This window comes from Secundilactobacillus similis DSM 23365 = JCM 2765 (assembly GCF_001311075.1).
GTDB lineage: Bacteria > Bacillota > Bacilli > Lactobacillales > Lactobacillaceae > Secundilactobacillus > Secundilactobacillus similis.
This window is the reverse complement of the sequence record NZ_BBAD01000081.1, coordinates 1-14,528: the sequence shown is the minus strand read 5'-3', so window position 1 is coordinate 14,528 and position 14,528 is coordinate 1. Positions and strand designations below refer to the sequence as shown.

Here is a 14,528-nt window from a genome sequence, read left to right as displayed (position 1 = left end):
ATTAAGATCAACGGCTTTTTTGATGCCGTTAAACAGCGTTGAGACAGTTAAACGACCTAGGCTTTGAATGACTTCTCATAATTAAGACATTACCACTATCAGTGTAGCTAATTTGCTAAAAAGCATCGTATACTAGTAAACTTTTGCCGAAATAGGGCACTGCTTTCCTAAGAATATGCTAAAATGATAAAGATGGTTTTAATAATGATGTAGATTGAGAGGCTTTATAATGAAACGTTATCGACCGTATCGGCTGACGCTAGGTTGGCAGATTTTAATTGGTCTGGCATTGGGGATCGTGCTAGGGGTGGTCTTCTACCAGAACAAGACAGCAATTACGGCTATGCAAAATATTGGGACGATGTTTATTAGTCTGATTCAAATGATCGTGTTACCAATCGTGGTGTCGTGTTTAACGGTTGGGATTGCGAACATGGGGGATATTAAGAAGCTTGGTCGAATTGGTGGTAAAACCCTAATTTACTTCGAATTGATGACAACCGTTGCAATTATTCTAGGGTTGATCGTTGCCAATGTTTTCCGACCTGGGGATTTCATTAATATCCACTCACTACATTCCCAAGATATTAGTCAGTACGTGCAAACGGCTAACCAAGCCAAGCACAATAGTGGTATCTGGGCAACGTTGATGGGCATTATTCCAACCAACATCTTTAGTGCCCTGAGTACTGGTGATATGATGCCAGTGATCTTCTTCAGCGTCTTCTTTGGCTTAGGGACGGCCGCAATTGGCAAGCAGGGTAAGATCATTATTGATTTCTTGCAGGCCGTTTCAGAAGTCATGTTTAAGGTGACGAACTGGGTCATGCATACCGCACCAATTGGGGTTTGTGCCCTGATTGGGGTCACCATTGCGCAAATGGGACTTTCGGCGTTACTGCCACTAGGGTATTTTATCCTGTTGGTTTATGCGACGATGGTGGTGTTTGTCTTAGTTGTGATGGGGCTGGTTGCTAAGCTGTTTAAGCTCAACATCTTTACGCTGCTTAAAGTGATTAAGGATGAAGCTGTGTTGGCTTTCTCAACGGCCAGTTCAGAAGCGGCCTTACCTCGGATCATTGATAAGATGGATAAATTCGGGGTGAGCCAAGGGATCGTTTCCTTTGTTATCCCAACCGGGTACACGTTTAACTTGGACGGGTCAGCCATTTATCAATCACTGGCTGCGTTGTTCCTTGCTCAGGCTTATCACATTCACTTGAGCATTGGTCAACAAATCACGCTGGTTGTTGTCTTGATGATTACCTCTAAAGGGATGGCCGGGGTGCCTGGTGCCTCCTTCGTGGTGTTGCTGGCTACGATTTCAACCATTGGGGTGCCAATGGCTGGGCTAACCTTTATTGCTGGTATTGACCGGTTAGTGGATATGGCTCGGACGGCGGTTAACGTTGTCGGGAACTCACTGGCCTCAGTGATTATCGGTAAATCCGAAAAAGAATTCGATGAAGATAAAGCGATGCCTTTGCGGCGACGTTTGATCGAAAAAAAGCGTAATTTAAAAGCGTTACGGCATGTGCCGTAACGCTTTTTGGTGCCATCGTCATCGGGTCGGTAGTCAAGTGCGGTTGATTCCCATCAAGCGATGCTTGCTTTGTGACCGTTACAGATGTTGAGGGCGTTATAGTAAAATTGATCTGGACAACGTTTGAGACTGAAGTGCCTGACGTAGTGATACTGAAGTTAGGCAGTGCTTAATTTCCCCGCGAAGTTCCCCCCGCGGTGAAGCACTTTGGCTGGCACGTCACTGCCAAATAGCCAATCTGGTACCGAAACTAAACCTGCTAACTGACTTTCCCAATACATTCGGCTGGGGACGGTGACGACTACTAACGAGGTCGTTCAGGAACTCTGCTTATTAAACGGATCGCAACACCCGTCACAGAGAAGAAACAGTAGGTCGTCTGTCACCATTCAGCTCAAATCGTCGGAATTGGGGCCGGGAAAGTCAACAGTTAGCAGGTTGCTAGAATGGTGACCTCTGGTGTGAGGCACCGACTGCTCGCTTTCCCTGGCGCGCGTGATAGGACGACGATCCGGGATCATAATTTTCAGTTGTCATATGCCTCACCTCCAGTTTTAGTTGCCGTGCGTTAGGCGCGAAAAACGCTCAGCCAACAACTGGCTGAGCGTCCTTAAGGTCGTCTCAAATAACCCACTAGGGGTTGTTATAGCCAATCGTTGAGCTTTAGCACTATACGGCGTAGTTATCAGATAACAGCTACATTAGACCGAGCCTTTTTTTAACTCGGACAGCTGACTCATTGGCGTTTTTCGACGTTTCTGAGCAGTAGCGTTTTCCGTATAGGAGCCTCACCTAACGGCTTATTCTATTTCTAATTATTAGTATACGCAGAAATCCAGTCGCTGGCAAGTGATATGCAACGCTGAATGATGACGCACAGCGTAAATTTACCATTCACTTGAAAAAGCACTATAATGAAAGGGACGGTTGTTATAACAGCTAAAATTGAACAGGGAGTGGTAAACGTGTTACAGCCAGGTGTCGTTTTATTTGATCAGTTAAGTGAATCGGCCAAACAACGTGCAGTGGATGATTTTTGCCAGTTTTATTTGAAAGAATACCGACATGGTAGCTTGGAAATTCTAACGGAATTTCCAATTCAATATGAAATTGAACAGATCAACCATGATATTCAACAAAACCGGAGTTTTCATCCCGCACGGTTACAAGCCTTTCTAGTCGAGAACGATAGTCAGTTATTTGGCAATATCTTGAATGCGATTAACGAATCGTTCTTGGAGAACGGGGCAATGGCTAACCACCACGATTATGAAGACTGGTATCAAGAACAGTACGACGCCATTAAACCAGGGCTTTAATTACCCTGGATCTGACCGAAATAACCAACCAAAACGGGAAATCTGTCGGCTACGGAATGAACTTGCGCGACGTTTTTTCACACAAAAAAACGACCACGTTGGTGGCCGCTTTTTTATTGGGGTTGAAAAGTAGATTAGATCCAATTGTAGGGGAAATTGGATTAGAGTCGGTTTTGCCTAGTAAGCCGATACTCTATATGATTAAAGGATGTAGTAGTTTGTTACTACGGTTATAAGAATAGTCGTGGTACCTTAAACGAAGCTTAAGTTTAGAAATGCAGCCAAAATTTTTGATTTTATAAGCCGATTGAATTGCTTCTATAATAGTAGTCGGTTATTATTACAGGTATTGCGATGCTTGGTTTGAGTGAACCGGGCACGTTAAAACGGACGAGTTGGAGTTGACGATCAACGTTGATTCCGCTTGAGGAGGCAAAAACATGAAAGTATTTGTAATCGGGGCTAATGGGAACGTCGGCCGATTAATTGCAACTAAGTTAGCTGATCGGGGCGATGAAGTCGTCGCTGGGATTCGTAAGCCGGAACAAGCGGCCTTTTTTGAAGATCGTGATATTAAGACGGCTCACTTTGATTTACTTGGGCGACCAGAAGAAATGGGGGTTACCCTCGATGAGTTTGATGCCGTGGTCTTCACTGCTGGTTCTGGTGGTAAGACTGGCGATGATATGACGTTGCTGATCGACCTTGATGGGGCCGTTAAGAGTATGCAGGCGGCTGAAATTGCCGGTATCAAACGGTACGTTCTGGTTAGTGCGCTGTTTGCTGAAGATCGGAACCGTTGGAGCGATAGCATTCGGCCATACTACGCCGCTAAATTCTACGCGGATGAATGGTTACGCTACCGGACCAACCTGGACTATACGATCATTGAACCGGGCGCGTTGACGTTTGAAGATGGCACCGGTAAGATTGATACAACTGGTGTTGAAGGTGGCTCTGTGGCCCGCGATGACGTTGCTAGCACGGTTGTGGCGGCGTTGAACGAACCCGCAACCATTAAAAAGACGGTACCACTCATTACCGGTGATACACCGATTGAAACAGCGTTAAAAAACGCTTAAGCTCGGCGATTTAACCTAGCGTTAAGGTGCGAATCGTATTATAGTAACAACTAGTCGATACAGGTTTGAAGGCTCAGTGAGAATGAGCCTTTTTTAAATTCAAAGGAGGGGCGATGCCATGCACAGTGGTTACCGTATTTAGCATATGTTTTAGCCGTTTTGATTGGGATGGGTGTACTGACCAGTCGACGGCGCGGGGCCGGTGAGCTGGTGACCATCGTCACGTTGGGAATCTACCTGACCGTTGTGGCTACCTGACGTTAACACCAACCTCATTCGCCTATGGGATCATTCCAACAATGGAGCCGGTTTGGGTCGGGGTAGTGCCAACGAATCCGATTCCGTTCCGGGGCATCGAACTCGATTTCTACATGAACATCGTAATGATGGTGCCGATGGGTGTCTATCTGGCGCTGTTTAAAAAATGGTCGGGTTGGCGCATCTTGCTGATCGGTGTTTTGATGGGGACTGCCATCGAAAGCACCCAGTTCGTTCTTGACACCGTGTTGCACATGTCACGCTGGTCGATATCAACGATGTGATGACCAATGCCGCTGGGGTTGTGATCGGCTACTACGCCGTCGCACTACTCAAACGGACGCCGTTCCGACGAGTGGTTCAGTTCTTCATGGTGAAGCGGCCAGCCGTTCAAACCATTAAGCACGCTTAAGCATAACAAATGGAAAAGCACCTTCGAGAGGGCCTAGAATTGGCCGGTCGAAGGTGCTTTTTAGTTAGTCTTTGAACTGGACCGCAATGTCATCAAGGGTGTTCATATTCGCTAAAACGGACTGTAGTGAATCGATGAGACCGAGTAGGAGTACGGCGCCACTGCCTTCGCCAACCGCCATTTGTAAATCGAGAAGTGGCGTTAAGCCAAGCCAGTCGAGGGCAAGCTTTGAGCCCGTTTCACGGGAGAAGTGCGAGGCGATTAAATGCTGCGTTGTTCCTGGCACTAATTTTTCGGTCAGAACTGCCCCGGCGTAGGATAAAAAGCATCTAAAATCAACGGCACGCCGTGTTCAGCCGCACATAGCATTGCACCGGCCTTGGCCCCAATCTCAAAGCCGCCAACTTTACTAAGAACGTCAATTGGATCAGTCGGATCAGGTTGCCAGTTAATAATGGCATCTTCCACCACCCGGGTTTTATGAATCAACCGTTGATCAGAAATCACGGAACCCCGACCCACGACGGTTGCGGCTGGAATCTGAAGGAGGACGCTGATCATGGCTGCGGCGGGCGTCGTGTTGCCGATACCGAGTTCACCAACCAGCAACAGCTGATTGCCCTCACGGATGCTGTCAAGCGCAACATCGTAACCCGCTTGGAGGGCTTGAAGCGCCTCGTCGCGGGTCATGGCGGGGGACGTCACCATGTTTTGAGTGCCCCAGTTGACCTTTTTATCGATGACACCAGTGCCGCTTAAATCATGATCCACGCCGACATCAACGACCTTAACCTGACAGCGATTCGCCTTGGCCAAGCTCGCAACGGTCGTGTGACCCGCCAACGTATTGAGCGATTGTACCCAGGTCACTTTTCGAGGCGTTGAGGAGACACCAGCTTTTTCAACCCCGTGATCGCCGGCAAATACCAGACAGCACCGCTTAGCCGTTTGCAGGTCAGCGGTGCCTTCGATACCGGCTAATTTAATTGCCAGCGTTTCTAATTGCCCTAAACCGCCAACTGGTTTAGCTAACTGGTCAAGTTTAGTTTTCATCTGAGCTTGTGCTTGCGTGTCGATTGGAGCATCTTGTGGTCGTGGATTGAACATGGTGACGCCTCCTAGATGGTAGTGATGTTGGCGTTAATTTAACATCAGGCGCGTTATGATTCAAGGGGCGGGCTGGTGGTTCGACAAGATGGCGGGGTTGGTTTGTAAGATGGTTGTGCAGAATTGGTTTTATCTTTTGAATTTGTACTTTTTGTGCTGTCGTTTGTGTCCAGTGTAAGCATTCTGCTGTTCAGTTTGTGAAGTGCGGTGATTTGTGTAGACTTACGATTCCGGTAAGCGGCTAGGTTCCTGCTGTGGGGCCGGTCTGAGCCGAAGGGCGGTCTCAGGCCTCAAATGTAAGTCTCGCCAAAACCCGTGCGAGTCTTACATTTGTCCCCGATGATTGGCGGTTGTCGGAAGGGCACCAACAACCACCAATCATCGCGACACAGCATCCACCTAGCCACTTACCGAAATCTTACGTTGGCGCAATTCGGCAGTATTGTAGAACATCTCAAGTGTCTAACTGCACGGTTGACTACGAAATTACAACGACTGACGGTGATAATCAGCAATCAGCGATTCATATATTGCAATGGCTGAATATCAGCACAACTGCAGTAAGTTCACGTGAACGTAGCGCATAACTCGCAGATTAGTTTTACACGATCGTTGGTCCATTGCGGTTACGCGTCTGCAGTTGTCGAGTAATTGCTTGCCATCACGCAGTTCCGTTAACTTCAGATTGTGACAGTCAGCAGTTCTGTTACTGACAGCGCACCATGTAGCGGGAGGCGGAGGCGCGCGAGGCTCAGTGGTGTCGGTATGACTTAGGCAGTCGTGCCCCGCGGGCTTCGGGGTGCGAGTGCCTTATGTCATACGCGAGACGGAGGAGATCCGGCATGGAAGTGGGCTTCTTCCATTCCTAGCTCCGGAGCGAGCCACCACGTTCCAGCCTCGCATAGCGCCGGAGCCTCCCGCGGCATCTTTCCACTATACAAAACCAGAATCACTGAATTTCACAAACTATACATGCTTACGTTGGACACAAGCGTAAACAAAAAGACACCCCAAACAAATGAGATGCCTTCAATCAAATCAAGTTTATTGTTCTTCATACCATGGGTAGTGATACATCCCGTCGCGGTCAGTCCGTTCGTAGGTGTGAGCACCGAAGTAATCCCGTTGTGCTTGTAGCAAGTTAGCTGGCAAGACTTCGGAACGGTATGAGTCGTAGTAGGTGATGGCAGCACTGAAACCAGGAACTGGGACACCCATCTTAACGGCCAAGGCAACAACGTCACGAGTAGCTTCTTGGTATTTGGCAGTAATGTCCTTGAAGTAGTCGTCAAACAACAAGTTCGTCAAATCTGGGTTCTTGTCGTAGGCGTCCGTGATGTTTTGCAAGAAACGGGCCCGGATGATGCAACCTGCACGCCAGATTTGGGCAAGTTCACCATATTGTAAGTTCCAGTTGTTAGCGTCGGAAGCGAACCGAAGTTGTTCAAATCCTTGGGCGTAACTCATGATCTTACTGAAGAAGAGGGCTTGGCGAATCTTTTCAACCATTTCCTTTTGGTCACCGATTTCTTCTTGAGCCTTAGGCGCAGCCAAGACTTTAGAAGCAGCAACCCGTTCGTCCTTCATCATTGAGATGTAACGGGCATAAACGGCTTCAGTGATCACTGATTGTGGGACTTGGACGGCTAAAGCGTCTTCGGAACTCCACTTACCAGTCCCTTTGTTGTTCCCACGGTCTAAGATCATGTCAACGATTGGCTTGGTCTTGTCGTCGCCTAAGTCATCCTTACGTGACAGGATGTCAGCGGTGATTTCGATCAAGTAGCTATCAAGTTCACCCTTGTTCCATTCAGTGAAGATGTCAGCCATGTCATCAACGGAGATGTTTAACACGTTGCGCATGATGTTGTAACTTTCATCAATTAATTCTTCATCACCGTATTCGATACCGTTGTGGACCATCTTAACGTAGTGGCCAGCACCGTTAGGGCCGATGTAGGTCACACAAGGCTTGCCATCTTGAGGGGCCTTAGCTGAGATTTGTTCCAAGATTGGGGCAACTAAATCGTAGGCTTCTTTTTGGCCACCTGGCATCAAAGAAGGACCTTGGAGGGCACCCAATTCACCACCAGAAACGCCCATGCCGATAAAGTTGATGCCGGAAGCATCCAACTTAGCGTTACGCGCCATGGTGTCGTGGAAGTTGGTGTTCCCACCGTCAATCAAGACGTCACCCTTATCAAGGAGTGGCAATAATTCGTCAATAACGGCGTCAGTTGGCTTACCAGCTTTGACCATCAAGAGGATCCGACGAGGTTTTTCCAAAGAGTTTACGAATTCTTCAATTGTGTGACTTGGGACCAGCTTCTTTTCGCTGTGATCCTTCATCACTTGATCAGTCTTTGAAGCAGAACGGTTATAAATTCCGACAGTGAAGCCGCGGCTTTCAATGTTCAGGGCTAAGTTCTTGCCCATGACAGCCATTCCGACAACACCGATGTTTGCTTTTTTATCAGCCATTACAAACCTTCCTTTAATGAGAAATTAATTCGAATACGGTTATAGTTTAACAGTTCACAATGTATTTGTGAAGCGAAACCACTTCTTCAGACTTGGAATTCAGTTCTAAAAACAGCCAGTATCACCGTTGTGTCAAAGTTTTCAGAATTGAGATTTTTTTGAAAATTAACTGAATCTGAGGTCTAAATTGGACCTTGTGAAGGTCGAAAAGTTGATTCACAAAGTCGGATTATCTGTCAATTAGGTTGCTTGAGGAATTTGGAATGCAAAATGAGGTTGAGAAGAAAGTCCGTATCGATAAGTATCGAACTGATTTCTTGACTCAGAGCTAGTTAAAAATTTTTCGAGACCGTTATTTAATCTAAACGTCAATGACTACCAAACGTTGCTGAATCATACGCCAAAACTCAGGCCTTAGAGTGTAAGCAAATAACCCGTGGATTCAAAATTAGAAATCCACGGGTTATTTGCTTATATTCTGGAATCTAAACAAGTTTTGTCTCGCTCAATTTACCTGCTTTTTATTTGAAGTAGTCTCAAATTCAGGATGCCTATTAAACTTTAGTGACTAGAAGTAATAAACGGACAATATTGTTAGTTAGTTATAATCCTAAAAGGCCACTAGTTTAACGCATCTGAGACCAATTTGTAACATTATCTTCCCAAACATAAGCTGAATCCATGACAATATCACGTGCGGTTTTTGCCGGATGACCGGTTAGGAGCGCTACATCATCAGACTTAATATCAAGCAATCCGTCCCTGATAGATGCGTCGTTTGAAACGATATCATTGCCAGAGAATGGTACGGGTGATTTAGAAAAGTCGCCAGTAATAGCACGTGGTATGTGGAGTTTCTCTAAATATTGATAATATTCTTCGTCAGGGACTGGGTCATAAACTAGGTGCATACCAGAGACTTCGTTGACAAGGTCACATAGTTCGCGAACAGAAATTGATTCTGAGCCAAAAACGTTAAACGAGGTTTTATTACCGCCTTTTCCGAGTAAGACGGCCGTTGCTGCAGCGGCGGCATCATCTTTTGCAACAAGTGTTGCGCGGCCTTCCATTGCAGTGCTTGCCCACACATCATTACTCATTCTAGCCAACATAGGGTACATGGTCAGATAATTTTCCAAATATAAACTGTTTCGAACGGCCGTATATGGGTGTCCGGTAGATTTTAAATAATTTTCAGTTGCCGTGTGATCTGGCGTGACTTCCAAATGCGCATATGCGGGATCAGTTGCACCAACAAATGAACTATACGTAATGTGTGAAATTCCTTGTTCAATCGCGACATCAATCGCATTTTTATGTTGCTGGACACGTTTGCCAACTTCTAACCCAGAGACGATATAGACTCTATCGCCGCCTTTAAATGCTTTTCTAAGTGAGTCAACGTCATCATAATTTGCTTCGAAGACGCTAACACCTTCCTTTTCCCAACGTTGTAGCTTTTCTGATGAAACGAATTTTTTATTCCAAACAGTAAAGGTTAACTTGTTACCGCCAACCGCTTTAATCATATTTTCTGCAATACGGCCAGCCAGTTTACCATCTGCTCCACAAACGATATATCTCATTGGGTCCACCTCTTTTATTTATTTAACAAGCTCATGTTATCACAGCCTAATGTTAGTAATAATTCTGGTTTTTAATGTATAATTAGGAACGCTTATTAAAGTGAATATTGAAATAGGGCATTACTAGTGGAAAATTTTAACTATACAAAGAGAGTAGTTAACGCGTGTTGTTTGGCCCGTTACCGCAAGTTAGGTTTGAAAAGGATGACTTTATCGTGAAAATAGAGTATCTAAAAGTGTTTATTGATTTAGCTGAAACGCTAAATTTTACACAAACAGCTAAAAACGTGAATTTGACGCAATCAGCAATTTCGCAAATTGTTAGGTCGCTTGAAGGTGAATTAGATGTGAGCTTATTCAACAGAACTAATCGTAGAGTTGTTTTAACCGAGAGCGGCATAATCTTTTACAATGATATTCAATCTGTCATTAGAAAGTATGATTTAGCGGTTGAACGTGCTCAAAAAGCGAACGATCAGACACAAAATGCATTGACAATTGGGTACACTGGTACCGACTTTGAATTACGATATATTTCTGAGATGATAAAACGGTTTAATTCAACTCACATTAAGCCACGATTTAATTTACTAAACTTAAACCACAACGTATTAAAAGAAAAACTCCAATCATTTGATTGCGATTTGATTTTTCAAACTGAAGATAGTATCGAAAAACTACCAGATATTGCGTTTACACCGTTGATTTTTGGTCATTTTATTTGTGCACTACCAAATAATCATTATCTAGCTAGAAGAAAAGTTGTTACCATGCAAAACATGAAGAACGAAACCATTATTTTGTTAGATGATCAGTTTTGTCCGCCAAAGCAGGCGACATTGCAAAAGGAAATTAAACGTCTTTGTCCTGATGCAAAGTATTTGATAGCTGATTCTTTGCTAATTTGCCACACGATGCTTAAAAGTGGATTGGGAATTTCCGTTTTACCAGATATGATAATTAGTGCTGATAATGAAATTACTGTAAAGCCGTTTATGAACGATACAACGCTTTGCTATGGTTTAGCGTATTTGAAATCATCACAAAAAAAACTGATAAAACCTTTTTTAAAAACTGCCCAACATATTAGCGATTTGTATCAAGCTTAGGCTTATTTTTTGGTGGGTCGAAGTAAAAAGAAACTAATGGACAAGCCGATGATTATCAATTTTCCAAATTAAAGCGTCGAAACTCAGATTTCGGCATATAAGTTTATTTGGATAGTTAAATCTAAAGTACTCGGAACGAAAAAATAGCACCGTAACTCCCAGTTGGAAGTTACGGTGCTATTATCAGTTTAATTCGTTAAATTAATGGTTTAAACGGTAAACCCATTGACGGTGGTCACGGGTGATCAATTCGTCAGCAGCTGCTGGGCCCATTGAACCTGGGGTGTAGTTAGGGAACTGTGGTTGTTGCAAGTCCCAAACCTTGCGAATTTGATCCACGAAGCGCCATGCGTAGGAAACTTCTTGCCAACTTGAGAAGTTGGTACCGTCACCCTTCATTGCATCGTGCAAGAGACGTTCGTATGGTTCTGGCGTTGCTTTAGAATCTTCAGCGTCCACGAAGTAGTCCAAGTCGATTGGGGCAGTTTGGAAACCTTGACCGTTAGTCTTGGCGTTCAAACGAAGGGAGAAGCCGGCGTGTGGTTCGATGTACATCGTTAACACGTTAGCTTCCAATGGGGCGTTGTGGTTTTGTGGGAATGAGAAGAGGTCGATCAATGGCTTCTTGAAGACAACGTCCACGCGGGTGAACTTGTCAGCAAGCATCTTCCCAGTCCGGATGTAGAATGGGGTACCTGACCAGCGGTAGTTGTCGAATAACAACTTCCCAGCAACGAAGGTATCGTTGGTTGAGTCGTGAGGGACATTGTCCTCGTCACGGTAAGCACGTTGGTCATCGCCGGCACCATATTGGCCACGAACGAAGTTAGTTGAAGCTTCGGCTACGTTGTAAACACGTAATGACCGTAAAGCCTTCACCTTTTCAGCCCGGATATCAACGTCGGTAAATGAAACGGGTTGTTCCATTGCCAAGAGGCTGACGATTTGCATAATGTGGTTTTGAACCATGTCACGCAAAGCACCGGAGTTATCGTAGTAGGAAGCCCGTTCTTCGACCCCAAGCTTTTCAGATAGGGTAACTTGGATGTTATCGATGTAACGGTTGTTCCAGAGTGATTCAACCAACGTGTTGCCGAAACGAACGGCTTCAATGTTTTGAATCATTTCTTTCCCTAAGTAGTGGTCGATCCGGAAGATTTGTTCTTCTTCAAATGACTTGCTGAGGGCGTCGTTTAATTTTTGAGCTGATTCGAAGTCACGACCAAATGGCTTTTCAATGACCAAACGGTTGAAGCCTTTGGTATCCGTTAAGCCTTCGCTCTTCAAGAAGCCAGCAACTGTTCCGAAGAAAGTTGGTGCTAATGAAAGGTAGAAGAGACGGTTGCCGTCTAACTTGAACTTCTTATCAAGTTCGTTAGCGCGGTCACGTAAAACGGAGTAGTGTGCTTGATCAGTAACATCGTGGGCTTCGTAAGCGAAGTGGGAGATGAACGTTTCAGCTTCCTTGTCAGACTTGTCAGTCCCGATTGATTTACGGACTGCGTCTTGGAATTGTTGATCCGTTAATTTGTTACGAGAAGTTCCTAAAACAGCAAAGTGTTCGCGGAGCGTCCCTTTCTTGTATAAGTTAAATAATGACGGATATAACTTCCGGTATGCTAGGTCACCGGTACCGCCGAAGAAGAGAAATAGTGCAGTTCGTTCTGTAGCCAATACAGTCACTCCTTAAGGTTAAATAGATTCGTAGTCTTCAAGTGGTCTAGTAGACAACTAAAGTCATCTCGTCTAGACCACTTGCTTCGAAGTTATTATATAACAAAATCTAGGTAAAAAAAGGGAATTACGAAAAGTTTTTATTACCTAGTTAACTAGTTGTACAAAATACACGTTATAACACTATATGAAATAAGCTTTCATAGAAAACAACAGTTTTGAAAGAAAATTTAAAGAAAATGGTTTTCTAAATGAAAGGGTTGTCAAAGAATGCGTGATGCAATGAAAATCGGTCCAAACCATTACGGTAAAACCGCGAAAGACCGCGCACAATGATAGAATACCGTGCTTTAAGGTGTGATGCAAGGAATCGGCTTGGTGGTCAGGCGTTAAGGCGGTGGCAGAATTTCAATTATTTGGCAATTTTAAGTTTCTGATGAGGGTCTGGCGAAAAGGATTGCTTTTTATCTAAATGAGTGTAAACTATCTTTGATTTTGTGAAAGGATAGGATCTTACCATGACACTGGAACAATTAGCCAAACGGGCTGGCCTTGCGACAGAAACCGTCGCGGCATACACGCAGGCGGGACTTTTACCATGTAAGGATCCAGCCCAGTTGTTTTCGGATCAAGACCTCTACTGGCTGGATATGGTGGACTGTTTCGTTGAGAACGGATCATCAGCGGATGAGTTGAAGGATTTGATGGCGATTTGTGAGAAGTAGAGTGTGGAACAAAACGGGTTGAAAGCGGAGCCTAAGCCACTTCCGACAGAAAGGCGTGGTTTTCGGCTTTGTGTCGGAAGTGGCTTAGGTGCAGCTTTCAGTTTTGTGGAACACGTTTCGGCTCGAGGACAGCAATGCACAGTGAGCGAAACGCATTTCAACTCAATAGCAGTAACCCACGCACACTACGTCAAACCAAGCTAAACCTACAAACATTAAGCAATATAAAAACAAAGGTACCGCAACTTTCATGATATGAGGAGGTTGCGGTACCTTTGTTTTTTAGTATTGGATTGTTAGGTTAACGCTAGATAGCGCAACTTGGCAGCCGATTTTCGGCGCTAGGTACCCTGTGTCTTCTTGGGGTTCATCCCAAAATGACGAACAGTTAACCACGAGCCTTCAGGCCACCGCGCCGAAACGTGTAAAACGAGGCAAAGACCTGCACATAAGCCCCGCTCACCACAAACCCCAAAAACCGGAGTTTCTGGCAAGCGGGGCTTATGCTCCGGTCTTTAAACGCCTCGTTTCACACTATGCATACTTATGCGCAATCTTCGACCCCGCCGCCGCAGCCACGGCCGCGATAATATCGTCCAAAAACGTATTAATGCCCTTGCCCTTAACAGTGTCGAGACGTTTTAAGATACCGTGTTTTTCACGGTCTAAGTAACCAAAGTTAGTAGTGGCAATCTTACCGTAGATCCCGGAGATGCCCCCTTCGGCTAGGAGTTCGTCAACGCCGAAGACGCCACTGTCGTTTTCAACAATGCTTTGAAGTGGTTGGGGGAGTAACTCTTTAGTTGCCAATTGATCAAGGGCAATCCCAACCATGGCGTTGTTGAGAACCTCACGTTTGTGAAGCACGTCGATGACGGCATCGACGGCTTCGCTTTCCTGTAATTCAGGCACGTACTGGCGTTGCATACCGTACGTGATCGAGGCGATATCTTCTATGGTAATGTTTTTTTCGGTGAAATAATCAATGACGCTCTTATAAGCGGCAGTATCTGGATACTTAAAGTTTCGGTTGTTCAACTTCATCATCCTTTCAGTTTCAACCGGGACGTTGCCCGGATAGTAATCTCAATAATGTTGGATAACGGGCTTATTGACCCTGATGGTATAAATTATGGGTGTCGGAGGGTGGGTTGTCAAATTGGAGAGAGTGCGGAACGAAGCGGTTAGAGAGCTCTGTGTAAGGGAGACTCGGTGAAAGCGCCCGGGCTTGT

Annotated in this window: 11 protein-coding genes, 1 pseudogene and 1 riboswitch; of the genes and pseudogenes, 7 read left to right on the top strand and 5 right to left on the bottom strand. The window is 45.2% G+C overall.

Features of this window, described 5'->3' with window-relative positions:
* The first annotated feature begins 229 nt into the window (after positions 1–229).
* From JCM2765_RS13690 to JCM2765_RS18825, 5 genes are all read left to right on the top strand, one after another.
* Positions 230–1,543, top strand: coding sequence for a dicarboxylate/amino acid:cation symporter (locus tag JCM2765_RS13690; protein ID WP_054737212.1), 1,314 nt, complete (start codon positions 230–232; stop codon positions 1,541–1,543).
* Positions 1,544–2,184: 641 nt separating this feature from the next.
* Positions 2,185–2,350, bottom strand: a riboswitch (M-box (ykoK) riboswitch).
* A gap of 158 nt (positions 2,351–2,508) precedes the next feature.
* A complete protein-coding gene (locus JCM2765_RS13685; protein ID WP_054737211.1) occupies positions 2,509–2,862 on the top strand; it encodes a hypothetical protein in 354 nt (117 codons plus the stop codon).
* Between the two features lie 440 nt (positions 2,863–3,302).
* Positions 3,303–3,944 (top strand): SDR family oxidoreductase, encoded by a 642-nt coding sequence (locus tag JCM2765_RS13680; RefSeq protein ID WP_054737210.1) that lies wholly within the window; start codon positions 3,303–3,305, stop codon positions 3,942–3,944.
* 254 nt (positions 3,945–4,198) lie between these two features.
* The gene (locus JCM2765_RS13675) at positions 4,199–4,486 is read left to right on the top strand and encodes a VanZ family protein (protein WP_082405150.1); all 288 of its coding nucleotides are present in this window, start codon (positions 4,199–4,201) and stop codon (positions 4,484–4,486) included.
* Entirely contained in the window at positions 4,486–4,614 is a 129-nt protein-coding gene (locus tag JCM2765_RS18825) for a hypothetical protein (protein WP_263849464.1), read from the top strand. The genes JCM2765_RS13675 and JCM2765_RS18825 overlap by 1 nt, the downstream gene beginning before the upstream one ends.
* A 64-nt stretch (positions 4,615–4,678) precedes the next feature.
* Here JCM2765_RS18825 and cobT read toward each other — a convergent pair.
* The 3 genes and pseudogenes from cobT to JCM2765_RS13660 form a co-directional block, all read right to left on the bottom strand.
* Positions 4,679–5,667: pseudogene (gene cobT / locus JCM2765_RS13670) on the bottom strand (nicotinate-nucleotide--dimethylbenzimidazole phosphoribosyltransferase).
* A 1,098-nt stretch (positions 5,668–6,765) separates the two neighbouring features.
* Complete coding sequence (gene gnd / locus JCM2765_RS13665; protein WP_054737208.1) at positions 6,766–8,202, bottom strand: NADP-dependent phosphogluconate dehydrogenase; 1,437 nt, start codon at positions 8,200–8,202, stop codon at positions 6,766–6,768.
* A gap of 626 nt (positions 8,203–8,828) precedes the next feature.
* Positions 8,829–9,788, bottom strand: a complete 960-nt coding sequence (locus tag JCM2765_RS13660; protein ID WP_054737207.1) for an NmrA family NAD(P)-binding protein — start codon at positions 9,786–9,788, stop codon at positions 8,829–8,831.
* 215 nt (positions 9,789–10,003) lie between these two features.
* Between JCM2765_RS13660 and JCM2765_RS13655 the strand changes: the two genes are divergently transcribed.
* A complete protein-coding gene (locus JCM2765_RS13655; RefSeq protein WP_162231422.1) occupies positions 10,004–10,897 on the top strand; it encodes a LysR family transcriptional regulator in 894 nt (297 codons plus the stop codon).
* Positions 10,898–11,098: 201 nt separating this feature from the next.
* On the opposite strand, the gene zwf is transcribed toward JCM2765_RS13655, so the two are convergent.
* Positions 11,099–12,571, bottom strand: coding sequence for a glucose-6-phosphate dehydrogenase (gene zwf, locus JCM2765_RS13650; protein ID WP_054737205.1), 1,473 nt, complete (start codon positions 12,569–12,571; stop codon positions 11,099–11,101).
* 518 nt (positions 12,572–13,089) lie between these two features.
* Between zwf and JCM2765_RS13645 the strand changes: the two genes are divergently transcribed.
* Entirely contained in the window at positions 13,090–13,296 is a 207-nt protein-coding gene (locus tag JCM2765_RS13645; protein WP_054737204.1) for a MerR family transcriptional regulator, read from the top strand.
* 534 nt (positions 13,297–13,830) lie between these two features.
* Here the strand turns inward: JCM2765_RS13645 and JCM2765_RS13640 are convergent.
* Positions 13,831–14,334: a phosphatidylglycerophosphatase A family protein gene (locus tag JCM2765_RS13640; RefSeq protein ID WP_054737213.1), complete on the bottom strand. Its 504-nt coding sequence runs from the start codon at positions 14,332–14,334 to the stop codon at positions 13,831–13,833.
* Between the last annotated feature and the right edge of the window lie 194 nt (positions 14,335–14,528).

Excerpts from the sequence above, each read along its gene's own strand:
- JCM2765_RS13690 (WP_054737212.1), top strand. The coding sequence starts at position 230 with ATGAAACGTTATCGACCGTATCGGCTGACGCTAGGTTGGCAGATTTTA.
- JCM2765_RS13680 (WP_054737210.1), top strand. The coding sequence starts at position 3,303 with ATGAAAGTATTTGTAATCGGGGCTAATGGGAACGTCGGCCGATTAATT.
- JCM2765_RS18825 (WP_263849464.1), top strand. The coding sequence starts at position 4,486 with ATGACCAATGCCGCTGGGGTTGTGATCGGCTACTACGCCGTCGCACTA.
- gnd (WP_054737208.1), bottom strand. The coding sequence starts at position 8,202 with ATGGCTGATAAAAAAGCAAACATCGGTGTTGTCGGAATGGCTGTCATG.
- JCM2765_RS13660 (WP_054737207.1), bottom strand. The coding sequence starts at position 9,788 with ATGAGATATATCGTTTGTGGAGCAGATGGTAAACTGGCTGGCCGTATT.
- JCM2765_RS13645 (WP_054737204.1), top strand. The coding sequence starts at position 13,090 with ATGACACTGGAACAATTAGCCAAACGGGCTGGCCTTGCGACAGAAACC.